This is a genomic window from Halobacillus sp. B29, from assembly GCF_052246755.1.
Taxonomy (GTDB): Bacteria; Bacillota; Bacilli; order Bacillales; family Halobacillaceae; genus Halobacillus; species Halobacillus halophilus.
This window is the reverse complement of sequence record NZ_JBQQCM010000001.1, coordinates 1-24236: the sequence shown is the minus strand read 5'-3', so window position 1 is coordinate 24236 and position 24236 is coordinate 1. Positions and strand designations below refer to the sequence as shown.

The 24236-nt window shown below is 42.4% G+C and carries 23 protein-coding genes and 1 pseudogene; 10 read left to right on the top strand and 14 right to left on the bottom strand.

The annotated features are described in order from the left end of the window. Window positions 1-839: 839 nt before the first annotated feature. Together ACTWP7_RS00120 and ACTWP7_RS00115 are read left to right on the top strand one after the other, a co-directional pair. A complete protein-coding gene (locus tag ACTWP7_RS00120; RefSeq protein WP_443121507.1) occupies window positions 840-2321 on the top strand; it encodes a xylulokinase in 1482 nt (493 codons plus the stop codon). Window positions 2322-2492: 171 nt separating this feature from the next. Next, window positions 2493-3704, top strand: coding sequence for an Nramp family divalent metal transporter (locus ACTWP7_RS00115; protein WP_443121506.1), 1212 nt, complete (start codon window positions 2493-2495; stop codon window positions 3702-3704). A gap of 769 nt (window positions 3705-4473) precedes the next feature. On the opposite strand, the pseudogene fosM reads toward ACTWP7_RS00115, so the two are convergent. Together fosM and ACTWP7_RS00105 are read right to left on the bottom strand one after the other, a co-directional pair. Next, window positions 4474-4902 (bottom strand): annotated as a pseudogene (gene fosM / locus ACTWP7_RS00110) (FosM family fosfomycin resistance protein). Window positions 4903-4939: 37 nt separating this feature from the next. After that, a complete protein-coding gene (locus tag ACTWP7_RS00105; protein ID WP_443121505.1) occupies window positions 4940-5698 on the bottom strand; it encodes a class I SAM-dependent methyltransferase in 759 nt (252 codons plus the stop codon). 272 nt (window positions 5699-5970) lie between these two features. Here ACTWP7_RS00105 and ACTWP7_RS00100 point away from each other — a divergent pair, with 272 nt between their 5' ends. Both ACTWP7_RS00100 and ACTWP7_RS00095 read left to right on the top strand, forming a co-directional pair. Next, entirely contained in the window at window positions 5971-7092 is a 1122-nt protein-coding gene (locus ACTWP7_RS00100; RefSeq protein ID WP_443121504.1) for a zinc-dependent alcohol dehydrogenase, read from the top strand. A 136-nt stretch (window positions 7093-7228) separates the two neighbouring features. Beyond that, window positions 7229-7906, top strand: coding sequence for a superoxide dismutase family protein (locus ACTWP7_RS00095; RefSeq protein WP_443121503.1), 678 nt, complete (start codon window positions 7229-7231; stop codon window positions 7904-7906). A gap of 59 nt (window positions 7907-7965) precedes the next feature. Here ACTWP7_RS00095 and ACTWP7_RS00090 read toward each other — a convergent pair whose 3' ends face one another. The 6 genes from ACTWP7_RS00090 to ACTWP7_RS00065 form a co-directional block, all read right to left on the bottom strand. Beyond that, window positions 7966-9045: a sensor histidine kinase gene (locus ACTWP7_RS00090; protein ID WP_443121502.1), complete on the bottom strand. Its 1080-nt coding sequence runs from the start codon at window positions 9043-9045 to the stop codon at window positions 7966-7968. Next, window positions 9032-9715: a response regulator transcription factor gene (locus tag ACTWP7_RS00085; RefSeq protein WP_443121501.1), complete on the bottom strand. Its 684-nt coding sequence runs from the start codon at window positions 9713-9715 to the stop codon at window positions 9032-9034. The genes ACTWP7_RS00090 and ACTWP7_RS00085 overlap by 14 nt, the downstream gene beginning before the upstream one ends. A gap of 15 nt (window positions 9716-9730) precedes the next feature. Continuing rightward, window positions 9731-10312 (bottom strand): redoxin domain-containing protein, encoded by a 582-nt coding sequence (locus ACTWP7_RS00080; RefSeq protein WP_443121500.1) that lies wholly within the window; start codon window positions 10310-10312, stop codon window positions 9731-9733. A gap of 18 nt (window positions 10313-10330) precedes the next feature. After that, window positions 10331-11080 (bottom strand): cytochrome c biogenesis CcdA family protein, encoded by a 750-nt coding sequence (locus tag ACTWP7_RS00075; protein WP_443121499.1) that lies wholly within the window; start codon window positions 11078-11080, stop codon window positions 10331-10333. Further along, entirely contained in the window at window positions 11065-11715 is a 651-nt protein-coding gene (locus ACTWP7_RS00070; RefSeq protein WP_443121498.1) for a hypothetical protein, read from the bottom strand. Before ACTWP7_RS00070 ends, ACTWP7_RS00075 begins: the two co-directional genes overlap by 16 nt. A 173-nt stretch (window positions 11716-11888) precedes the next feature. Beyond that, entirely contained in the window at window positions 11889-12872 is a 984-nt protein-coding gene (locus ACTWP7_RS00065) for a ring-cleaving dioxygenase (protein ID WP_443121497.1), read from the bottom strand. Window positions 12873-13171: 299 nt separating this feature from the next. Between ACTWP7_RS00065 and ACTWP7_RS00060 the strand changes: the two genes are divergently transcribed. The 3 genes from ACTWP7_RS00060 (at window position 13172) to ACTWP7_RS00050 (ending at window position 16463) form a co-directional block, all read left to right on the top strand. Continuing rightward, a complete protein-coding gene (locus ACTWP7_RS00060) occupies window positions 13172-13354 on the top strand; it encodes a YjzC family protein (RefSeq protein ID WP_089754391.1) in 183 nt (60 codons plus the stop codon). A gap of 430 nt (window positions 13355-13784) precedes the next feature. After that, window positions 13785-14924 (top strand): M14 family metallopeptidase, encoded by a 1140-nt coding sequence (locus ACTWP7_RS00055; RefSeq protein ID WP_443121496.1) that lies wholly within the window; start codon window positions 13785-13787, stop codon window positions 14922-14924. Window positions 14925-14939: 15 nt separating this feature from the next. Continuing rightward, window positions 14940-16463, top strand: coding sequence for an FAD-dependent oxidoreductase (locus ACTWP7_RS00050; protein WP_443121495.1), 1524 nt, complete (start codon window positions 14940-14942; stop codon window positions 16461-16463). An 86-nt stretch (window positions 16464-16549) separates the two neighbouring features. Here the strand turns inward: ACTWP7_RS00050 and ACTWP7_RS00045 are convergent, their stop codons facing one another. The 4 genes from ACTWP7_RS00045 to ACTWP7_RS00030 all read right to left on the bottom strand — a co-directional run bounded on the left by ACTWP7_RS00045 (window position 16550) and on the right by ACTWP7_RS00030 (window position 20403). After that, entirely contained in the window at window positions 16550-17287 is a 738-nt protein-coding gene (locus tag ACTWP7_RS00045) for an amino acid ABC transporter ATP-binding protein (protein ID WP_443121494.1), read from the bottom strand. A gap of 11 nt (window positions 17288-17298) precedes the next feature. Continuing rightward, a complete protein-coding gene (locus ACTWP7_RS00040) occupies window positions 17299-18003 on the bottom strand; it encodes an amino acid ABC transporter permease (RefSeq protein ID WP_014641839.1) in 705 nt (234 codons plus the stop codon). After that, a complete protein-coding gene (locus ACTWP7_RS00035) occupies window positions 17981-18805 on the bottom strand; it encodes an amino acid ABC transporter substrate-binding protein (RefSeq protein ID WP_443121493.1) in 825 nt (274 codons plus the stop codon). The genes ACTWP7_RS00040 and ACTWP7_RS00035 overlap by 23 nt, the downstream gene beginning before the upstream one ends. Window positions 18806-19236: 431 nt before the next feature. After that, window positions 19237-20403, bottom strand: coding sequence for a LysM peptidoglycan-binding domain-containing protein (locus ACTWP7_RS00030; RefSeq protein WP_443121492.1), 1167 nt, complete (start codon window positions 20401-20403; stop codon window positions 19237-19239). A gap of 292 nt (window positions 20404-20695) precedes the next feature. On the opposite strand from ACTWP7_RS00030, the gene ACTWP7_RS00025 reads away from it, so the two are divergent. The 3 genes from ACTWP7_RS00025 (at window position 20696) to ACTWP7_RS00015 (ending at window position 23212) form a co-directional block, all read left to right on the top strand. Further along, window positions 20696-20992, top strand: coding sequence for a rhodanese-like domain-containing protein (locus tag ACTWP7_RS00025; protein WP_014641835.1), 297 nt, complete (start codon window positions 20696-20698; stop codon window positions 20990-20992). 146 nt (window positions 20993-21138) lie between these two features. Further along, window positions 21139-21444 (top strand): hypothetical protein, encoded by a 306-nt coding sequence (locus ACTWP7_RS00020; RefSeq protein WP_014641834.1) that lies wholly within the window; start codon window positions 21139-21141, stop codon window positions 21442-21444. Window positions 21445-21652: 208 nt separating this feature from the next. Beyond that, complete coding sequence (locus tag ACTWP7_RS00015) at window positions 21653-23212, top strand: alkaline phosphatase (protein WP_443121491.1); 1560 nt, start codon at window positions 21653-21655, stop codon at window positions 23210-23212. 205 nt (window positions 23213-23417) lie between these two features. On the opposite strand, the gene ACTWP7_RS00010 is transcribed toward ACTWP7_RS00015, so the two are convergent. Both ACTWP7_RS00010 and ACTWP7_RS00005 read right to left on the bottom strand, forming a co-directional pair. Next, on the bottom strand, window positions 23418-23615 hold the full coding sequence (locus ACTWP7_RS00010; protein ID WP_014641831.1) for a cold-shock protein: 198 nt from the start codon (window positions 23613-23615) through the stop codon (window positions 23418-23420). Window positions 23616-24117: 502 nt separating this feature from the next. Further along, window positions 24118-24236, bottom strand: a 119-nt coding sequence (locus ACTWP7_RS00005) for a cold shock domain-containing protein (protein ID WP_443121863.1), incomplete at its 5' end; no start/stop codon positions are given.

Genomic DNA, 24236 nt, shown 5'->3' with positions numbered 1-24236 from the left:
ACTACATCCAGAGACTCGGGACAAAATATGTAGATGTTCCTATCTATTAAAATTCCCGGCTTATCAGGATTTCAGTAACATTAAGAATTTGTAAAAATCAGGATCTATTAAACTAAAGGGCCATATTGTGGAAGGCTCAGTTTCGAGATATTTTATGGAGAAAGGGTCTCCAGGGAACGAGTTCGCTTTCCGGCCCTGCACGCCGCAGGAAAGTGTTCAAATGTGGAATCACCCCGAAAGACACGACCAGCATAAGCCGACCATCAAAAGGATGGCGGTTTTTCCATCCGTTGATGAGCGGCTTATGTCTCAAGTGTCTGGGTGATGGAACAAGACGAGTTGTTTCCGTAGCCGCCTTCCCCTTTTTTGACAACGGACCCATTTATCTCGAAATAAAGTCTTCAAGTAATGGGAGCGTATCTGCAATAAGCCTCAGGTTGACTAAAATTAGCAAAAAATAAAAAAGTGGAAATCCATGATGAGGATTCCCACTTTTTTACTCAATGTGACTATTACTGCCACTGAATGCCCTGGCCAATGGACCAGAGCTTCACCACCTAATCCTATACCTATACAAACCATCGTCTCTTTTTTATAATTTCTCTTTAATTAAGATGGCTTGAATTAAAGATAACATAAATATACCTCTCTGCCTATCTTTTTACAAATAAATACAGATCTTTTTTCTCCCCTTTTAAGCTGGTCTTTCTCATAATAAATTGTTGGAATAAACGAGCCTATCATTTCTATCATCTCTTAATCTTTCACGTTCATTATATGGATTGAATCGTGTACAATTTGAAGAAATAAGGATTACTATTCAAGCTGGAGGGATCAGAATGACATACATAGCAGCATTCGATCTGGGAACATCTGCTCTAAAAGGAATTCTTTTAGATAGACAGGGTCGCCGGACGAGTGAACAGTCGATAGAAATTGAAACGAAATATGGGCCGAACGAGGAAGTTGAACAACAGCCGGAACAATGGTGGCAGGCGCTTCAAACTATCCTATCCCTTTGGCAGGACACCACTCCCGAACGAGTAGAGGCCATCAGGGCAGTTACGTTTAGCGGCCAAATGGAAGATGTTATTCCGCTGGATGCTTCCGGAACTACTTCTACAGCCATTCTTTATTCAGACACAAGAGCGGATGAAGAAGCACAATATATACAATCAAAGAAGCCTTTCCTTTCAAATATAACAGGGAATTCGATCCGCTCTTCTACTCCTCTTGCGAAATTATTATGGATGAAAAAGCATCGGCCAGCTCAATACCTATATGCAAAAGCCTTCGTATTCAGCGCGAAGGATTATCTCATCTATAAGTTGACAAATAAAGCAGTGACCGACCCTGTAACCGCAGCATCTTCAGGTCTAATGGATCTACACGAGCGGAGGTGGAGCGAAGAACTTCTTTCCGATTTTTCAATAGATGCCGGTAAGATGCCGCGTCTTCTTGAACCTGAACAAGAAGCAGGAAAGATAACGGATAAAGTCTCTCAATGGACAGGATTTTCTGTGGACATTCCTGTCTTGTGCGGCAGCGGGGATGCAGGTGCCGCCACACTCGGTGCAGGCGCTCTTCACGAAGGTGATTTGTATTTATACTTGGGAACTACGGGCTGGGCAGCTGCTCCTACAAATAAGAGTGCAAATAAGATAGACAGCGTATTCACCCTTTCGCATCTGCCGGAAGGAACCAACATTTCCATCGCCCCGCTGTTGAACGCCGGAAACGTTTATCAGTGGGCCGTCCATACTTGGGGCGATCAGAGTGAAGCACCTTACGAGTATTTTGAAAAATTGGCTGCTGCCTCGCAAGCTGGTGCAAATGGCGTTCTCTTTTTGCCTTATCTGCACGGAGAACGGTTTCCGGTTATGGATCAGGAAGCTTCAGGCGCCTTCGTTGGGCTGAACCCAGCTGTCCAGAAGTCCGATTTCGCACGTGCGGTAGTAGAAGGATTATGCTTTTCCTGCTGTCAGGTGATTAAATCCCTATCCGAAAAACAAGAAGGAATGCTAACGATCATAGGAGGTGGAACCAGAAGCCGCGTCTGGACTCAAACACTCGCTTCTATTTTAAACAGACCAATCAGAGTTCCGAATGAAAGCGAATACTCTACTGTACTTGGAGCTGCCTCGACTGCTTTTATATCTATGGGCTGGGTCGAGGATTACGCGGAATTTACTGAAAAATATATCGATCCCCAGGAAGCGGAAGTCTTCACACCTGTACAAGAAAACCAAGAGACTTATAGAGCCCAATACGGGCGTTATATCAAGCTTTATCCTAGTCTCCAGGCTACCTATAACAATTGATTAGCATTAAAAATAAAACGATTAACGCAGGATCATAAAGGGAATTGTTAAAAAATTAAAATATTTTCCCGATAATGTAATGAATTCCTTGTACATATTCCCAGACCTAGCCGAAGCAGCCTTTAAAGCTTAGCCACTTCCTATTTAAAAAATAGAAAGAGAGGGAACGTTATGCCTAAAGACAGCACCTTTAAAAGACGGCTGAAAAATGTCGGACCAGGCGCTATTGTGGCTGCGGCCATCATTGGTCCAGGAACGGTCACGACAGCCAGTAATGTTGGAGCAGAATTTGGTTACGCTCTTATCTGGGCGCTTGTTTTTTCCGTCATAGCCACCATGTTTCTCCAGGAAATGGTAACAAGACTTGGAGTAATTACTCGTAAGGATTTAAGTACTATTTTAAGAGAACAGTTTTCCAATCCTGTATTAAAATGGACCACAATTTTATTAATTATTTCTGCCATCGTGATTGGAAGTGCAGCCTATGAAGCTGGAAATATCGTGGGCGGAGCCCTCGGGATGGTAGCCATCACCGGACTTCCTACTAAATTAGTTGCTGTTATAATTGGAGTCTTTGCTGGAATTCTCTTATGGATTGGCCAGTATAAGGTGATTGAACGAGTCTTTGTAGGACTTATTTTAATAATGACACTAAGCTTTGTGATCACGGCTATCGTAGTTCAGCCTGAGCTCTCTGCTATATTCACAAAAGGATTCGTTCCTAAAGTTTCATCTGGGAATACATTGTATGTCATTTCTTTAATAGGGACCACCATTGTCCCTTACACTCTGTTCTTGCAATCCTCTACCGTGCAGGAACGATTTAAAGGGGAAGAACACCTAAGCGACAGCCGCTTCGATGTTATTTTGACTATGGCAATATGCGGAATTATATCCGTTTCCATTATCATTACAGCAGCTGCTGCTTTTCCTTTAGGAACGTCCATTCAGGATCCTTCCTCCATGGCAGAACAGTTACAGCCGCTGCTTGGCTCATGGGCAAAATACGTCTTTGCCATAGGGATTTTTGCTGCTGGAATTTCTTCCTCCATGACAGCTCCTCTGGCTGCTGCCTATGCCACAGCCGGAGCGCTGGGATGGAAAAAGAATCTTCGTTCAGCAAAATTCCGTTTCGTTTGGATTATTGTTCTGCTCGTAGGTGTCATCTTTTCAAGCCTGGGCTATGATCCTATTCAACTGATTGTTTTTTCTCAATATGCGAATGGATTGATTCTGCCGATTATCGTATTATTCTTAATGTTTGCCATGAATAATCGAAAAACACTGCACCAATACGTCAATCCAATCTGGATCAATATAGTAGGCTGGCTGATCTTCATCATTACTGTAACCTTATCCCTTATGTCATTTGGTATTTTCTAAACCCAAAAAACCCGCCATCGGACGGGTTTTTTTATTTGATCTTTCTTTAATTAAGGCTCTGTTAACCTTCCGTGTTGTTATTAAGGTAAAGCTCCCATTACTTGAAGACTCAGTTTCGAGATAACTCGGGTCCGTTGCAAACATTAGATGATGGCGGCTACGGAAACAACTCGCTTTCCTGCGGGGGAACTGGCAAGCCTCCTCAGTCGTTAACACTCCTTGTGGGGTCTCACCTAGCTCCTTCTCCCGCGGGAGTCTCGTCGTTTCCTCCGCCACCCCAACATGATTAAGAAAAACGGACCCTCCTAGAAGAGAAAGGTTTTCCTCCTTAATCTGTATGAAATGCTTTTATGACAGGCTATTGTGCATCGTTACATCCTAAAATAGGTACGAAACCACATGGTCTCATCCCTCATCACTCAGGTGATGTTTGAAGTGGTTTTGAAATTCTGTTTTGGCAAGGGCCGGAGGGGGACGATGAAGACTCCTGTGGGATAAACATGATCGGTGAGACCCCGGAAAGCGATGCTTGAGGAGGCTCAGCACATGCCCACGGAAAGCGAAATCGTCCCCCGTAGGACCTTCACGGCAAACCAATATCTCGAAACTGAGTCTTTAACTAAACGGCCCTATTGCGTAATAAGCCTTATGAAAAATTAAAAATAAACTATAAAAGAACCGTAATTAAATTAAAACCTAAACAAAATTACATTATATGGATTTAATTACATTATATAAATGGCCTGAGGTGGAAATATTAGGATGGTATTTATGACCGGTAATAGAATTCCATATGTGGTTTTTCTTGTTTATAATAGTTTAGCCTATCTTCCAAAGTACCTGTATGAAACTCAAACTTGTGACCATCCGGATCGGTGAAATAGATCTACTTTTTATCTTGCTCACTGCGCGGCCGTCCAGATAGGATATTTACATTCAATGCCTCAAGTTTGTTATACATCGCTTCATAATCCGATGGTTCTATAGAGAAGGCGATATGAGTATAAGACTGACTGATTTCATTGCGGGGAATATTCTTCTCAAAATTAAGTGCCAGCCACATCCCATTCAAATCAAAATATGCCGTGTTCTCGCCTTTCACCAATAACTCTGCCTCAAACACATCACGGTAAAACTGAATCGATTTATGTAAATCGGATACGGAAAATAGAAAGTGATTTAATCCTTGAATGGACATAATTTCAACTCCTTCTAGGTTATCTGCAGCTTTCAGTCTAGCGTTTACCTGCCTTTATAATCATAGTTGCCGGAAACTTCCGGGCTTTGTACAATGAATAATAGCGATCGGACACTTCTGCTTCTATTCCATCGTAGCTCTCCCCAGGCTCACTTTCTATAACTTCTTCTATTCGAAATCCCGATTGAATTAACTGATTCATATAAGTAGACATTTTCCGTTTATAGATCATCATATCCACCTCTTCCCCTTTAAAATTTTTCATGACTTCAGCCCCTTTTTCCTGGTAGCTCCCCTCCAAGCGCAATGTTCCATCTTCACTAGTCACATGGGCATATAAAGGATGGTCCCAGCTGAATATAAAGATCCCGCCTTTTTTTAAATAGGAATAAATGAGATCAAAGGTTGCCTGTAAATCTGTCGTCCACCCAATCGCATAAACCGAGTACACATAATCAAAATACTCCCTCGGCAGGCCGACATCTGATTCCATCGCTCCGCAGAATAAATGAGGCTTTAACCCTTGAAGTAGCTGAGCGGCCGCTTCCTTTTGCGTATTGGATAAATCGACGCCCCACAGTTCACTCGCCCCTTTAGAATCCATATAACGCAAGGAATGACCGCTTCCATAACCAATTTCAAGCACATTTTTACCTTGAAGTTCTTCGAAAAGCTGTAATTCTTCTTCGGTTTGAGCGAATGGTCCATAGTTTGGCAAAGCATCCACCCCGTTAAAATGTGGCGCAACGATATCCCAGCTTACCTTATTCTGTTTTAGAATTTCTTTTGACACCATCGTTTCCTCCTCTTTTCTCTATACCCCGTATATATACTATAACGCGAAGCTTGTCTGACTGCCCTTTTTTCAAGAAGGTTTAAGGAATGAAACGGAAAAACAAGGGTTTTTCATGAGTCATTTACACTTTATTCACCCTAACTACAATCTGATAATAGAAGAAGCAACCATTAGGTAAAATATACCATATTATCCTTTTTATAGTTTTAAACCCTTTGGCAGAGTGAACGTATATAAGAAGTAATCTATTCCAAAGAAAGGCGTGACGTTCCATGCAAGCACTGACCTATCAAGGAAAAGACCATGTTGAAGTCAAAAACGTTAAAGCTCCTAAAATTCAAAGAGGCGATGATATGATCGTCCGTATTACCGCAACAGGTATATGCGGTTCAGATTTACACCTTTATAAAAACGGAATCCCCCTGTCCGAAGACTACATTATCGGACACGAACCCATGGGTATCGTAGAAGAAGTAGGACCTGAAGTGAAAAATGTTAAAAAGGGAGACCGTGTAGTGATCCCATTTAACGTAGGGTGCGGCGACTGCTTCTATTGTAATAATCAGATGGAAAGCCAGTGTGACAATTCTAACCCGCACAGCGATAACGGGTCTCTATTTGGTTACTCCGAGCAATTCGGGAACTATCCCGGCGGCCAAGCCGAGTACCTCCGTGTTCCTTACGCTGATTTCACTTCCTTTGTCGTTCCAGAATCAAGTGAATTGGAAGATGAGAGTGTGCTCTTCTTGTCCGATGTCGTACCGACCGCCTATTGGAGTGTGGAACACAGTGGTGTGAAGCAGGACGACACGGTAGTCATTCTTGGTGCTGGACCCATCGGTCTGATGGCTCAGAAATTCGCCTGGATAAAAGGAGCCAAGCGAGTGATTTCCATCGATCATGTTCCTCACAGGCTTGAACATGCTAAGCGTACCAACAATGTTGAAACGTATAACTTTGAAGAACATGATGAAATCGGTGGTTTCCTCCATCAATCAACTCAAGGGGGAGCCGATGTGGTCATTGATTGTGTAGGAATGGACGGGACCGTTGCTTCCAGCGATCACGGACCCAGCAATGACCAGAATATCAGCCCCATTATCACAGCTTCCCAGTCCGTTCGGAAATTTGGAACCCTACAATTAACAGGTGTATATGGCATCAATGCGGATAACTTCCCAATCGGGGACTTGTTCGGCCGTAACGTTTCCTTGAAAATGGGCCAGGCTCCCGTCATTCACCTAATGCCGGAACTTTATAACATGATTGAAAACAACGAATTTGATCCTACTGATATCATTACGCACAAAATGGACCTCAAAGATGCACCTGAAGCTTATGATATTTTTGATAAAAAATCAGACAACAACATCAAGGTCGTGCTTAAACCATAATATGAAAAGCAGCAAGTCAACCACTTGCTGCTTTTCTGCATGGTTTAAGTAAAAGAAATAAACTTTTTTTAGTTCAGCTTCATCTCAGTTTCCAAAAATATCCTATCCATCAATCGATACCTAAAGGAGAGATTATATGAGGCGTTTACTACCCTTACTCATTATTGGTTTAGCCGTATTTGCTCTATCTGCATGCACAGAAAATGAAGACAGTGCCAGAGATTCTGGAAACGATGGAGAGGAATCCGTCGAAACGAATGCGGACGGCAATGGAGAAAGTGAGGAAAATTCGGAGGAAAAAGAATCTAGTGAAAATAGTGAATCTGAAAGTAACAGCGACTCCCAGTCAGAGAATGACTCTAGTAAAACCATCTCTGTACAGATGATGAATACGGAAGACAGAGAGATGGGTAAAGCTGAACTCACACAAGCTGATGGCGCTGTAAAAATTGATTTCAGCGCGTCAGATATTCCGCCGGGCACCCACGGATTCCACATCCATGAAAAAGGCATGTGCGAAGATCCAGATTTTAAATCAGCAGGCGGTCATTTTAACCCGACCAACGTGAGTCATGGAACAGAATCGGAGGACGGACCCCATGCAGGAGACCTTCCTAATCTTGAAGTGTCCGAAGAAGGTTCTATTCAGAAGGAACTAACGGCGGAACGTGTTACTTTGGAAGAAGGCCAGGAGAACTCCCTCCTGAAGGAAGGCGGAACGGCTCTCGTTATTCATGCAGGAGCTGATGATCAAGAATCTCAGCCTTCCGGAGATGCAGGTGCAAGAATTGCATGTGGTGAAATCAGCAAATAAGTCCCATCCATTACGAAAGCCCCTGAGACCCAGGGGCTTTCCTTATCGCTCTTATTCTCCTATGTGTTTAAAGGCAGTTGTACATGAAACGAATGACGCGTGCCGTCTGTCTCGAGCCATACCTTCCCACCGTGCTTCTCCACAATTTCCTTGCTGATCGCTAATCCAAGACCAGATCCACCGTCGTTACGTGTTCGGGAAGGATCCACCTGATAGAATCGGTCAAAAATTTTATTCTGGTCCGCAGAAGGGATTGGTTTTCCCGGGCCTGAAACGGTTACCGTATAGAATGAATCTCCTGGCTCTCCTTTTACTTCTACAGAGGAGTGGCCTTGATAATAATGCAAAGCGTTATTTAATAGGTTGGTTACCACTTGCTGGATACCCTGCTGATTAATCATGATCACTTCAGGAGAAGCATGAACGATTAAATCAATTCCCCTTCGCTCATATTCGATTTCGAACAGCTGGACAATTTGCAGGATAAACTTGTCCATGACCGTATACTGTTTGGTCATGGGACGTTCTTCATCGTTCCTGCCCCACTTCTTCACTTCATCCAGTCCTTGAACCAGCTGAGTAACCCGTTCAGTTTCTTCAGCCAAAGACTTATAAATAGCCTTATCTCCCTGGATTACGCCTTTATTAAGTGCTTCCAGATAACCTTGTAAATTTGAAAGCGGAGTCCTGAGCTCGTGAGAGAGATCATGAAGCATTTGGTTTCTACTGCTCTCCTGCTGTTCAAGCAGAGAATTTAAATGATTCACATGGTGCACCAGTTCTCCGATTTCGTCCTGGGACCTAGCCGTCAACTGCGTTGGATACTCCCCTTTTTTCATCGTTTGAATGGCGCGCGAGAGTTCATTCACAGGTTCAAGCATTCGCTTCGTTATGACAGAATAGAAGAAGGCACCTACTATAATAAGAAGCAGCGTAATGATCCACACATAAGACGACAAGGTGGAATTAAAGGACGTCTGGGTCTGCCCCTCGACGCCCGCTATGTTCGAAGCCAGAAAACAAGCGGTTCGATAGAGGGTGAAGCCTGTAAGGATAACAACCGCAGCAAGCATGGCTATATTGGCCATAGTGAGTTTCACCCACAGCTTCTGAGTTAAGCTTCTTCTAATTTTGAACAAATTTATACCCCATTCCTCTCACGGTAAGAATCCGCTCAGGCTTGGCTGGATCACGCTCGATTTTTCTACGCAGTTTCTTTATATGTGCATCAATCGTACGCCCCATGATTTCTGATTCTCCATAAGGATGGATTTGCTGAACCAGCTGCTCTCGTGTAAATACATGTTCGGCATTTTCCATTAGAAAATAAAGCAAGTTGAACTCATAATGGGTTAATTCGAGCAGTTGATCGTGCAGCCACACCTCTCCTTTTCGAGGTTTGATAACAAGTCCATTCACAACAATCTTTTGACAGACACGTCCTGTTCGACGAAGTACCGCTTCCACGTGAGCCATTAATTCTTCAGGGCTGAACGGTTTCGTCACGTAGTCATCTGCTCCCAGCTTCAAGCCGCTGATCTTATCATCCGTTTTGGCTTTCGCCGAGAGCATAATAACCCCGGGATCATCTTCCCGTCCTTCCTTCACCCATTCACAGAATTCTTCCCCACTTATTTTCGGCAGCATCAGATCGAGAATAATCAAGCATGGTTTCCGCTCGGAGTACAGACGCATTGCCTCTTCGCCATCATAAGCCTGAAGTGCCTCATAACCACTGTTTTTCACATACAAAGCAACGAGATTTGAAATCTTCGGATCATCTTCTACAATTAAAATTTCCGGTTTCATATAACGTACTCTCTCCTATAATTCCTCCACACGCTGAAGCATCATGTCATAGTTCATCGCTCCAAGCATCACGGAATCAATTTTTCCATCTTCGTCCACGAACACTGAAGTAGGAACAGGATTAATCTGATACTTATTGGCTACTTCCACTTTTTTATCTAATAAGATAGGAAAAGACAAATTAAATTCATCTCTGAACTCCTGTACCTCTTTTAAACCGGATTCAGTTTCCGTCAGATTTACAGCTAAGATGACAATATCTTCGTTCTGATAAAATCTCTCCATATCAGGCATTTCCGCCCGGCAAGGAGGACACCAGGTAGCCCAAAAGTTAATCATCACTTTTTCACCCCGATAATCGGATAAAGACACCTCTTCTCCCTCAAGCGTTTGAAGAGTAAAGTCAGGAGCCTCCTGACCTTTTTCAAGTCCTGTCCTCCCGTTCTCCGGCGCATTCGAACGTTCATCTGTTTCTCCTGTGGTAACCGTCGTCCCCTCTTCTTCAGGATCAGTACTCGCTTTACCCTGATAAGCAAAATCATAGATCGCCCAGCCAAACAAAGCCGTCACAGCCAATATAATGATCCAGCGTTTCATAACCTGTCTCCTTTCATATTAAAAAATAAATCCTAAATTGGAAAGCCAAGTATCTTGCACGAGGTTCAACATAAAGGTCGAAATCCTCGTCATATACCCGGTATATAAAAGTGCTCCTGCCACAATCATCATAGCCCCTCCCGCTTTCATAATCTGACCGCTGTATTTCAGAATCATTCGTGTAGATCCCATGAAAAAGGAGAAGGCAAGAAACGGCAGAATAAACCCAAGGACGTACACCACTGTGTACAGTACTCCCTGCGTGGGCTGGCTTGCCGCAAGCATTAAAATGGAGGCAAAAATCGGCCCGATACACGGTGTCCACCCTGCTGCAAACCCCATTCCCGCAAACCAGGTGCCGGCATAACTAAACGAACGGCGCGGTTTAAAGCTCATTCGTTTTTCACTCATAAACCAATTAATTTTAAGCCATCCAGCTACAAAAAAGCCCATCAGAATAATAAATACACCTGCTATTCGCTGCAGTAAAAGGCCTGATTCGCCTGATAAAAATCCCTGGATCACGTTTCCTAAGTAGGATGCTCCAATCCCCAGAGTCAAAAATACGGTAGATACACCTAATAGAAAGAACACCGAGTGAAGAAGCAGCTTCCTTTTTACCTTGGCACTCTGATCCTCTTTAATCTCTTTCACACTCATTCCGGTTATGTAGGACAAATACGCCGGAAACAAAGGAAGTGTACATGGAGATAAAAATGAAATGACTCCGGCTCCAAAAGCAAGCCATATCGTTACATCGACCGACATGATACCTCTCTCCTCTTCTCTAAATTCCATAATAAAAACATCGCGAGGCTGATCACTACATAAAACCACAGATCCATACGATAGCCCATTAAGGCCGGTGGTCCGCCTACCCACGCAGAAGCTGCCGCACTAATAGAAAAAATAGCGCTTATGATAAAAACTTGCCTGAATAACAGAACGGCTGCCAGATATACAAAAAATAGGACCAGTTCGACCAATCCCCCTCGCTCGAGCAGCAGTTGGGAAAGTAATGTAAAAAAGAAAAAACTGCAAGCGAGCAGAAGAATATACTCGTACATGAACGTCTGATGCTTCTTTTTCCTGCGAAACTCTGTGCTGATCGTAAGCAACGAAGCTAAGTAAAATTCCAGGGTCCCGCTTGGATACGCTAATACGGAAAGTGGATACTCCAGCACAAGGGGCCAGGTCGTCAGAAGTTTTACAGCAATAAACCATAAAGCCCACGTTAGCAGTAGAGAGCTGAACTGATCCAATGCCCTTTTCTTGTGACTGGTTTCCTTCGATACAGCCAGCCACATGACCAGGGCAGCAATTACTAATGAAGCAACTCGAATGATAGTTACGGGTTGAATAGTCATCTTACATACCTCTACTTTTACTGAATTGAATTCCATCATACCTCACTTCTGTGAAAATATGATGAACACACCTAAACAGACGCATCATTAACAATATTTGTATGACCTGAGGTGCTAAAATATGGATGACCTGAGGTGGAAGTATTTGTATGAATTCTCAAGAAAAAAGCCCTCTCCAAGTTTCATCAACTTGGAGAGGGCTTACCGTTTTAATTATATTCTTTCTTAATATCTTTTGTACTTCTAACGGTATCAATTGGACGTACCGCTTGTTCAATCTCTTCTCGTTTAGGCTCAAGCATTGGAGGCAGCGACAGCATTTCGCCCAGTGTTTCATAAGGTTCATCTCCCATAAACCCTGGACCATCGGTCGCAAACTCAAATAAGATTTGTGGTGCTACACCGGCATATAAGGATTCGAAATAATGACGGTTCACGTAACCAGAGGTCCTGAATCCGAAGCGAGGCATACGATCAATCCATTCATTCAGTGCATCTCGGTCCTCTACACGGAAAGCCGCATGGTGAACCGTACCGTACCCCTGGCGAGAGGAAGGCATTTGATCATTATGCTCTACCACCACCTGAGCTCCATTTCCACCTTCCCCTGCTTCAAATAGATGAAAAGGACCTTCATTGGCTATCTCTCTGAACAGGAGAACTTTTTCCAGTACTTCTTTAAAATAATCAAAATCTGCAATCCTTACGTGCAGCGGTCCAAGACCCGTTATGCCATACTCCAGTGGAATCGGACCATTCTGCCAAGGAGTCCCCGCAGGTACCCCAGTGTTATTTTCATCGGAGACGAGTTCGTATGCTTGTTCGTCAAAGTCTGTAAACGGCAGCACTCTCTTTCCGAATGTCTCTTTGATTCCCTCGTGTTGAATTTCTAATCGGTCGAACCGCTTCACCCAGTACTCGAGCGCTTCATCACTGGGAACCCGGAAGGAAGTTTTAGATATTTCGTTCGTTCCGTGTTCACCTTTAGGGATGCCTGGAAAATCAAAAAATGTCATATCTGTACCCGGACTCCCTTTATCATCCGCAAAAAACAAGTGGTATGTCTGAATATCATCCTGATTGACCGTTTTCTTCACCAGCCGCATTCCCAGTACATATGTGAAAAATTCATAATTCTTTTCAGCACTGCTGGTAATAGCGGTCACATGGTGCAAGCCCTTCAATTCGTTCATTTCATACCCTCCGTTGACTTAAAAATAATTTATCTCAATTTCAAGATAAATATAATACGAATACAATTAAATGTCAATTTTAGAGATTTCATCCCGTTTTATGATTCGCTATATGCTGTTCGAACTATACTCCCTCAATTCTTCCCACTTTTCCAAAAAACCAGCTCTGCCGAATCTCCTATTTTCCATTTTTATCAAATAATTACGTTTTAACCCATTACTTCTATGGTAAATACGTTATATAAGAAAAGGACAACCTATTTTTTTCCTTTTCTAATTTATTCAGGAGGTGGAGCAACATGGCACAAAACACTTATAAGACAGGCGAAAAAGCGCCAGAATCAGGCACTTACAAGGTACAAAGTTTAGTCAGTGGAGGTTCTTCAAATCAGGACAATACTGAAGTGAAAGTGGAAAAAGGTGAACAGTTCCCCCCTTCTCCTTCAAGTAATGAAGCTGCCCACTGGGTAAAAACTTCGTAATCACCAAACGTAAAGATAGACCGGATCAAAGGGAAACCTTGATCCGGTCTTTTTCTTATAGGAAAAAGTCCTGAACTAAAACAACAGCCCTCGGTTGAGTACAATGCCTATAGTTTTTGGATAGAGGATTCATCTCCCACTTACTTTATTGCCCTTTACCGTATTCCTAACGAAACCCTCTCCCTAGATTGGATTCATTCTCCGGAAATAAGACTGAATTTATTTTTTTAAGAAAACAATTCAATATACCATCTTTTAACATTAAATTATACCTCAAACAAAAAACCTTAACCATACTATTTCTGACACTTCAAAAGCATTCAATTCACTCCGCACCATCAATTATATTATCTTAATATAAAAAATAACTGTTTAGCATTTCACATTTGTGGAATTTATTACAAAAAGCATTCGAAAGGTAGTGAGTCCTATGACAGCAATAGAAAAATTTTTCAAGAGAGATTATGAACAATCCAGAGAAACGTTCCAAGAACATTTATCCACCATCAAAGAAAAGTGGCCTCAGGCTGTTTTATCAATCGAAACCATCGGAGAGGATCCGGACAATACCATTGATGTTATTTATTCCGAAGCACTTACGTCGAACGACCAAGTCGTTTTTTTCACCACTGGAGAGCACGGGATTGAAGGTTATGCCGGAGCAGCAGTAACTCACCTGTTTGTCGAGGAATACCTTGATCAAATCGATCCACAAACTACTGGCATCTGCCTCGTCCACGCTATCAACCCCTGGGGAATGAGGAATTTCAGACGTGTAACTGAAAATAACGTGGATTTGAACCGTAATTATTTATTCGACCCAGGATCAGTTCCTGAGAATGTAAACGAGAATTACTCGGAAGAGAGTCATATTTTTCAGCCCAACGGTCCCGTTAAGGATGTAGCCAAAGAAAAAACAGAGCTATACGAACAATTGAGCAAAGGAATGATGAGAGAAGGATACAGTGGAATTAAGAAAGCAAAAGGCATGGGACAATTTGAATTCCCACGCGGCGTCTATTACGGAGGATCGAGCGAAGAGGAATCAGCCAGCTTTTTAAAAGCTTGGCAGAGAAAGCTCCTTTCTACCTATCCACGTGTGATCCATATGGATTGGCATACAGCTCTTGGACCAACCAACGAGGTTACAATGGTCGTCTCCGAACATGATGAACGGAAAGAAGATCATATGAAAGAAGAGTATGGAATGGAAAATATCCAGAAGTTCACTCCTAAAAAGGTAAAAGGAGACTCTACCAACTATTTTCATAAAGTAAAAAATGAAGAAAATCCAGATACGTATCTATTTTCAGCTTTATTTGAATTTGGCACATTCGGTACAAGCCGAAAAGCAGAGCTGCGGGAATTTACAACGATTATCCTCGAAAACCAGCTTTACTGGGAAGGGGCAGAAAGGGAGCAGGATCGGCAATGGATTCTTGAGGAATTCAAAAATATGTTCTACCCCAATCAGGACGAATGGCGACAATCGGTACTGGAAGAAGCACGTCACGCCATCGAGTCTATTCTTACACAAGAAGAGATTTTAGTTTCCTATCAAACTATCTAGGAAGGAGAAAAAAACATGGTTCATCAGCTCCCTGAAAGATCTTTTCCCTTATGGAGAGACCAGTCAATTGAATCCTTTCCCGCCCTAACCGAGAATACGGAAGCAGATGTGACGGTCATCGGATCCGGGATCACCGGAATCATGACCGCTTATCTTCTGGTGAAAAAAGGATACAGCGTGGTGATCCTTGAAGCAGGAAAGATGGTGGAAGGTACCACCGGCTATACTACGGCGAAAGTCAGTTCTCAGCACGGACTCATTTATGACCACCTTATTCAAACGTTCGGCAAAGAAAAAGCAAAACTCTACTACAAGGCGAATCAGGAGGCACTGCAGCTGATAGATCACATTAGACAGGAACATCATATCGACTGCGATTTCGCTTACCAGGACGCTTACGTTTACAGCACCACTGCAGAATTAACACGGAACATTGAGAAAGAAGCCAAAGCCTATGAGCAGCTTGGGATTAATGGAGGGCTCTCCGACCATACGGATCTCCCTTTTCCTGTAACAGCTTCTATAAAAATGAAAGACCAGGCCCACTTTAACCCGGTCAAATTTCTGCTCCCTCTTATTGACTTCTTAAGAGAAAACGGCACAGCAATCTACGAAGACACACGCGCAGAGGATATTAAAGAAGGCATAAGGCCTGAAGTTATGACAAGAAACGGGCAGCTTGTGCGCTCTGACTATGTCGTAATGGCCTCCCATTTCCCCTTCAAAGATTTTAAAGGTTTATATTTTGCGAGACTCCATGTCGACCGTTCTTATAGTCTGGCCGTTAAAATGACGGATCAACCCCCAGACGGTATGTATATAAACGCAGAGTCTTCCAAGCGCTCGCTGCGCCATGCCATTGATGATCACGGAGAACGCTATCTGCTTATCGGCGGTGAAGGACACCCGAGCGGCCAGACCAGAAATACAGAACAACATTATGAGAGACTGCGTGATTACGCGGAGACCCATTTTGACGTTGAGAACGTGTCCTACCGTTGGTCTTCTCAGGATATGACCACCCTGGATATGGTTCCCTATATAGGACCGATTACAGAAAAACACTCCAACATCCATGTTGCGACCGGATTTGCTAAATGGGGAATGACAAACGGAACAGCGGCCGCCATGGTGATTACCGATTTAATCAGCAAGGACAGCAGTCCTTATGCAGAACTTTTTACCCCTTCTCGTTTTCACGCACAGGAAGATGTAAAGAGTTTCACGAAAGAAAATGCTGATGTTGCTAAGGAATTCGTAAAGGGTAAACTGACCAAAGGTGATCGGACAATAAACGACCTGGCCCCGGATGAAGGGGCTCTCATAAATAAGGATGGAAAGAAAGCCGGTGCTTATAAAACAGCTGATGGGACTGTGAAAATAGTTGATACTACATGCACCCATATGGGCTGTGATGTGGAATGGAACAATGGAGAACGATCCTGGGACTGCCCTTGTCATGGTTCCCGGTTTACACTGGACGGAGAAGTTATCGAAGGTCCTGCGACGAAACCACTAAAAAAATTAAGCAAAGAATAATAATCCTCCATTAAACTAGTGGTTTGCTTTGTTGGAAAATTGCGTTCCCTAAAAAAAGAACTTCCGCAACCGGAAGTTCTTTTTTATTACTGCTTTATTAAATTTAAAAACTGCTTTGTGCGTTCTTCCTTAGGCTGTTCAAATAGAACAGATGGTTCGCCTCTTTCAACGATCATGCCATTATCCATAAACAGCACTTCATCAGCTACTTCTTTAGCAAAGCTCATTTCGTGAGTAACGACCACCATCGTACGACCTTCCGCTGCTAGTTTCTTCATGACCTGGAGAACTTCACCGACTAGTTCCGGATCCAGTGCTGAAGTCGGTTCATCAAACAACATGACTTTAGGGTCAATCGCCATGGCCCGGGCAATCCCCACTCTCTGCTGCTGCCCTCCTGAAAGCTGATAAGGATACACTTCCATTTTCTCGTGGAGACCAACTTTAGTCAGAATATCCACTGCTTTTTCACGCGCTTTGGTCTTAGCGACTTTTTGGACGGTTATGGGCCCTTCCATCACATTTTGAACGGCCGTAAAGTGAGGAAACAAATTATAGGTTTGAAAAACCATGCCGGTTTGTTTCCTGAACTCCCTAATTTCTTTTTTGGATACCTTTTCTGAAAATTTAAGGGTCTGCTGATCAATTGTGATGGAGCCTTCTTCCGGTCGTTCAAGAACGTTCAAGCACCGGAGAAGCGTCGTTTTACCCGAACCTGAAGGACCAATGATGACAACCACTTTTCCTTGTTCTACTTGTAAACTGATATCTTTTAAAACGACTAAGTTGCCAAATTGTTTTGATATATTGTTCATGTTAATCATGAGCATTCTCCTTACGTTTTCACATAACGGTTCATGCGGTTCTCAATTCTGCCTTGCAGAACCGATAGTAGAAAGCATATGACCCAATAAATAGCACCCGCTTCCACGTACACCAGTAAAGGAGTATAAGTCGTGGCTACAATTTCCTGAGCTTTTCTGAACATTTCACTGACCAGAATCGTAGAAGCCAGTGATGTTTCTTTAACTAACCCAATAAATGAATTGGATAAAGGAGGAACCGACACCCTAGTAGCTTGAGGAAGGATCACTCGTCTTAAAGATTGAAGATAAGACATTCCGATAGATGACGAAGCCTCCCACTGTCCCTTTTCAATCGATAAAATAGAGGCCCGTATCGTCTCGGAAGCATACGCCCCCGTATTTAAGGAGAACGCAATAATCGCTCCCACAAAAGGTTCAAATTTCAAAGCTTCGATTCCTAAATTACCTAACCCGTAGAAGACAATGAACAACTGGACAAGCAGAGGAGTCCCGCGAATAATGGATACGTACACTCTGGCTATTCCAGACAGTACTTTGATACCGGAAATTCTAAATAAAGCCGTCGTGATCGCCAATATCAGACCAATTGCAAAAGAAATGAGCGTAAGGGGAATCGTATAAGAAAGAACTCCTTTCAACAAAGGAAGAAAGGAGTCTTGTAATATAGTCACGTCCTCTGAACTGAGAAAACTACTGAGTAGAAACATCTTCATTGAACCATTCGTTAGAAATTTCTTCTAGCGTACCGTCCTCTTTCATTTCTTTCAGTGCTCCGCTTACGGCCTCCACAAGTTCAGGATTATCCTGACGGAACATCATAGCCGTTTCTGATGCGTTATCCTCTTTAGCAACAATCTCCACTTTCGACTGATCGCCTTTTTCCTTCAAATAATCCAACACGGAAAGACGGTCATTCACGGTAGCATCCACACGGTCATTATTTAATAATTCCATAGCAGGATTGAACCCTTCCACACTTTGAATCTCAGCCCCGTATTCTTTCGCGACATCGGCATAGTTACTTGTTAATGACTGAGCGGACACGGCGCCCTCCAGGTCTTCAAAACTTTGCATATCGTTGTTATCTTTTCTTGCTACCAGCACAGCTGATGTATAAGTGTAAGGTACAGAAAAGCTGTACTTCTCTTCTCGATCCGGTTTAATCCCTACCTGATTCGCAATCATATCAAAACGATTGCTGTTCAAGCCGGCAAACATAGAATCCCATTTGGTTTCCTTGAATTCAATTTCAAGATCTAAACGTTTGCCGATTTCCTTTGCTACTTCTACATCATACCCTGTGAGTTCATCGTTTTCGTTATGGAACGTGTACGGGGCATAAGTCCCTTCGGTTCCTACCGTCAGGACCCCTTCTTCTTGAATTTGTTCATATAAACTTTTGTCACTGCTTTGGTCACTGCCAGATGAAGACTCCTCTTCATCTACACTTGATCCGCAGGCTGAAAGTATAATAATAAATAATGACGTAATGGTTAACCAGGTTAATTTTTTCATTCTATTTGCTTCCTCCTTTTTAATACCAACTAATTTAATCGGTTTAATATACTATTAGAGAATACATGTCGTTTCAGTAAAGGTCAACAATAATGTTTGATCTCTCTTAATTTCTACCAGTACGGCTGTTTTATGCCTACAAAAAAAAGAACACCTCCCTACTTCGGAGAGTGTCCTTTTAGCATTCCAGTGTTCTTGATTATACGATTTTCTTGATTAACCTTCCAATAGCGCGTGGGATAAAGAGAAGGATATCAACAATTGTATGAATTAGTGAACGAATCAGTTTCATCGTCATACCTCCTTGTGTACATACGTAAATGTTCCACTAGAAAGCCCTACGCAAACTGAGTCCTTTTCCGCCTTTTTAAAAATTTTTACGATACTGAAAAACCATAAAAGGACAAAAGTTCCCTGTCTCACGCCCTATATTATGGAAGCACTAACGTTCTACCAGGATAGATTAAACTCGTATTTGAAATATTGTTAACCTCCGCTAAACGATGAACCGTTGTTCCGTTTCTCCGCGCTATACTATAAAGGGTATCCCCAGCTTTTACGGTGTAATTTTTCATATCCTGAGGGATCACCAGATTTTGCCCGATCCGTATATAGGTGGGATTTGAAATTTGATTTGCCTCAATAAGGTCATTCAGGGAGACGTTATATCTTTTAGCAATGCTGTAAAGTGTGTCCCCGGCTTTCACTGTATAGCTCTCTCCCTGGACAGGCGGAGGATTCGGCGTATCCCCTGGAATGGAAAGGCGTTGGCCAATCTGAATTACATTAGCATTTACCAGGTTATTCGCTTTTACAATTTGATTTACCGTTACCTCATATTTTCCAGCGAGGCTATAAAGAGTATCTCCTGCTTTTACCGTATGAATGGTTCCTGAAGCAGAAGGCATATTTAAAATTTCCGAAACCGTAACAAATTGATAGCCTTTGGCTTTTAATGACCGGATGATATCCGGAAGTGCACCCGGAGTCCCGGAGGCTCCCGCACCGGTGTGCATCAGCACAATGGAACCTGGAACGATGTTATTCACCACCCGGTTATAAACCTCTGTTTCTGATAGACCTTTCCAATCCAGTGTATCAATATTCCAGTGGATGGTGTGGGTATAGCCCGCGTTTCCTACGGCTTTAAGTACAGTGGAATTTACGGAGCCAAAAGGTGCCCTGAATAATGGTTTTGTGGATACGCCTGTCGTACTTTTCACCGCAGCTTCAGTCCGGTCTAATTCATTTTTTATTTCAGCGCTTGATAGCTCAGTAAAGTCAGCATGGGAATAGGAGTGATTAGCTAATTCGTGACCGGCCGCTTTAATATCTTTAATAGAATTTGGATGAGCTTTTGTTCCGGAGCCTGTTAAAAAGAAGGTCGAGTGGATATTTTCTTTGGAGAGCGTTTGCAGGATCTTAGCAATGTTTGTCCCATCGGAGCCGTCATCAAACGTTAAAGCTACACGTTTACCAGAGGTATTTCCTTTGGTAACAAACTCTGAAGCGGACGCTTCTACAGGAATAGAAAAAGACAGGATACTGCCCATAAACAGAAGAAAGATCACACTGTATTTAAAAAACTTCTCTCCCATTACATTCACCTCTTATTAAGTTTTTTTGAATCCTTAATGTGAAGATGATCAGCTGCAATAAACAGAATATTTTGTCTAATTAAGTCTATTATACTACATAAAGCTCAAAATAACGCTAACAATTTTTGATCATATGTATTCAGTCATGATTCGTTTAGTGGCACTTATACAGGGAATACTTTTTATAAGATTCAATAAAATCTATTATTGAGTGCTAAACACTAAGGTTTACGCATCGAAGTGTACGGCTAAGAAACCTATAATATTCGATAAGAGCAAGGAGGTTCACACTATGGCTAAAACCATTCAGCCTGAACAAGTTGAAAGCAAGCGAAAAGAAAACCACATTCAAGTTCTTGATGTACGGACCAATGAAGAAGTTGCAGAAGGTAAAATTCCTGAAGCTCTTCATATCCCATTGGATGAAATAGAAGAACGAGTTGGAGAGCTTGACCCTAACAAGGAATATATCACGGTATGCCGCTCTGGCAGACGAAGTGATATGGCTGCCGACATCATGAATGATAGAGGCTTAAATGCCCTTAACATGGAAGGCGGCATGAAAGCCTGGACTGGAGAAGTACGATAAGATCATAACCCCGCGCTTTTTAAAAAAGTGCGGGGTTTTTTTACATTTGATAATGACGCCTTTTTTCCGTTGATATGTATCGGAGCATATCGGACTAGTTGTCTGGATATACTTAACCGTTAGAGTACATTTTAAGGGGGAAACGAATGTCAGCATCTCGTATTTTGAAATGGGTAACCGGCGGCTTTGAAGCCATTCTGGGTGTACCTTTTCTTGGTGCAACCATTATCATCAGTCTGCTCTGGACACCTTTAGCACTTATGTTAATCTTACACATTATCACCCTGGTATTAACGAAAAAAGATAACGGCGCCTCCACGGGAAGTATCCTGGGGATTATAACCTCTTGTGTAGGGTGGATCCCTTTTGTAGGGATTACCATGCATATCCTATCAGCCATTTTCCTTATGCTGGACGCTGCAAAACCTGATCCTGAAGGAGAAACAGCCTGATTTTCAGGCTTCCTTTGGAACAGGTATTTTTTTATCTTTCTACTAGTATAAAAGTATCATTACTCTTTCCTATCCATCGACTATATTCAGTCTTTTTTCCTCATTTTCCTTAATTTTCTACAATTTTACATCTAATTAAAGTTACACTAACAATTGGATACTATAGTTATCTATGAAACACCATTACATTAGAGAGAGGAGAAACAGTATGCTCAAAAAATCTGCTGCTGTATTGGCAAGTTCGACTATGTTGTTCGCTGGAGCTGCTTTTGGAGGAGGTCAAGAGGTTCATGCGGGAGAGCACGAAACTTCTGAAGTAAAGAACGTTATTTACATGATTCCCGATGGCTATTCAACTTCCTATGCCACGAACTATCGATGGTTTAAAGGTGAAGATTCTGCTTTCGATCCTTACTTAAAAGGAATGATGAAAACCTATTCGGAGGATTCTGAAGTGACCGACTCAGCAGCGGCTGGAACGGCTATGGCTACAGGGACCAAAACAAACAATGGCATGGTTGGCGTAACTCCAGATGGTGAAGAAGCGGAAAGTATTCTTGATGTATCCGAAAAAGCAGGTAAATCATCTGGCCTGGTAGCTACCTCAACAATTACACATGCTACCCCCGCTACATTTGGTTCGTCTGTAAAAGATCGTGATGACCAGGCGAAAATTGCTCCTCAATACTTAGAAAATGATGTAGACGTGATCATGGGCGGAGGTAAAGAATACTTCCTTCCTGAATCTGAGGGTGGAAAACAAAAAGAAAATAACCTCGTTGAACAGGCTCAGGAAGACGGTTACTCTTATGTGGAAAATAAAGAGGAAATGATGGATCTTAAGGAAGATGAGAAAGTCCTTGGTCTGTTCGCTGAAGGTCCAATGAGCTCAGAACTGGATAGAGATGAAACCGATCAGCCAAGTCTTTCTGATATGACTTCTTCTGCTATCGACGCTCTTTCTCAAGATGAAGATGGATTCTTTCTTATGGTAGAAGGCAGTCAAATTGACTGGGCCGGCCATGCTCACGATGCTGCCTGGGCTATGAACGATACTCAAGCTTTTGAAAAAGCTGTAACAGAAGCTTTGGAATTTGCTAAACAAGATAAAAATACTTTAGTTGTGATTGCAGGTGACCATGACACAGGCGGTATGAGTGTTGGTGCTAACGGTGAATATGATGTGAAACAGGATGTTGTTCAGGAAATTACGGCTACTGGCGATCATATGGCGGAGCAATTGAATGACGATAAATCTAATATTAAAGATGTAGTTAACAAATATACTGGTTTGGAGTTAAGCAAAGAAGAAGTAGAAACCATCCGTTCTTCTGAAACTCCAAACGCGGCGATCAATCAAATTGTCAGTGACCGCGCGCTCGTAGGTTGGACAAGTTCCAATCACACTGGAGTAGATGTACCTGTTTATGCATTCGGTCCATCTTCTGATCAGTTTTCCGGATTGGTAAACAATACGGATATGCCGAAAAAAATAGCAGCTGCCATGGGTCATAAGCTAGATGACGAAGACGGAGGCCATGAAGGTGGAATGGCTTGGAAAGAACATGACGGCATAGAATATGCAGTCCCTATGGGTGGATGGCACAGAGGAAGTGTCGTAGATTACTTAAAATCCAACGGATACAAGGCGAATTTTTCCTTCCGCGGTGAAATTGCAGACAGCTTTGACATAAACAATTATCAAGGCACTTACGATCAGAATGTGTTTATGCTGCAAACGTTAAAAGATGAATGGCACAGTAAATAAAATAACGGGAAAAAATCAGGTCTGCTTCGAAGCAGACCTGATTTTTGTTTTTTGATATCACATATACCATTAATCACTTCAAAGAAAATAAGCCTGAGAGAACCAGGTCGCACATCTTCAGACCGTGCCACCTCAATTCTCCAAAAAATCCATTTGCATAAAAAAAAGACTCCCTTGTAAAAAGGAAGTCTTTTTCGTTAACGTTTTATCTTTGAACGTTAGCTGCTTGCGGTCCACGGTTTCCTTCAACGATTTCGAAAGAAACTGTTTCGTTTTCTTCTAGTGTTTTGAAACCTTCGCCTTGAATAGCAGAGAAATGAACGAATACATCGTCTTGACCTTCTACTTCAATAAAACCGAAACCTTTTTCTGCGTTGAACCATTTAACATTACCTTGTAACATAATTGTTGCCTCCTGCGTGGAATTTCTCCACATTGTATTACTATTATTGCTCTGCATATTCATTCTAGACGAAAGTGACTTACTAGGTTACTTTTTCTTTCATTCATAGACGAACAAGAATAATTAATTTCTATCATAGCACCTGAGTGAATCCCCGTCAACCTTATCGCAAACTTTTTTGTCAGAGGGCACATAGATGCTCTTTCAATCGCCTAAATTGTTCCGAAGTTTCAAATTATGCTGATCTTACACATTATCACCCTGCTATCAACGAAAAAAGAGCACAGGAAATTCTTATGCAGGAGATACCGTTTGCAAGAATTATCACGCATATCCTGTCTGCCATTTTCCTTATTCTGGACGTTGTAAAGCCTGATTCGAGAACTGAAGAGGTACTACCCTGAATTGGCAGAAAGATGCTTCCCTATTTAGTGTCATCTGAACCCGAGTCAAGACACAAAAAAAAGACTCCCTCTCAAAAGGGAGTCTTTCATTTAACGTTTTATCTTTGAACGTTAGCTGCTTGCGGTCCACGGTTTCCTTCAACGATTTCGAAAGAAACTGTTTCGTTTTCTTCTAGTGTTTTGAAACCTTCGCCTTGAATAGCAGAGAAATGAACGA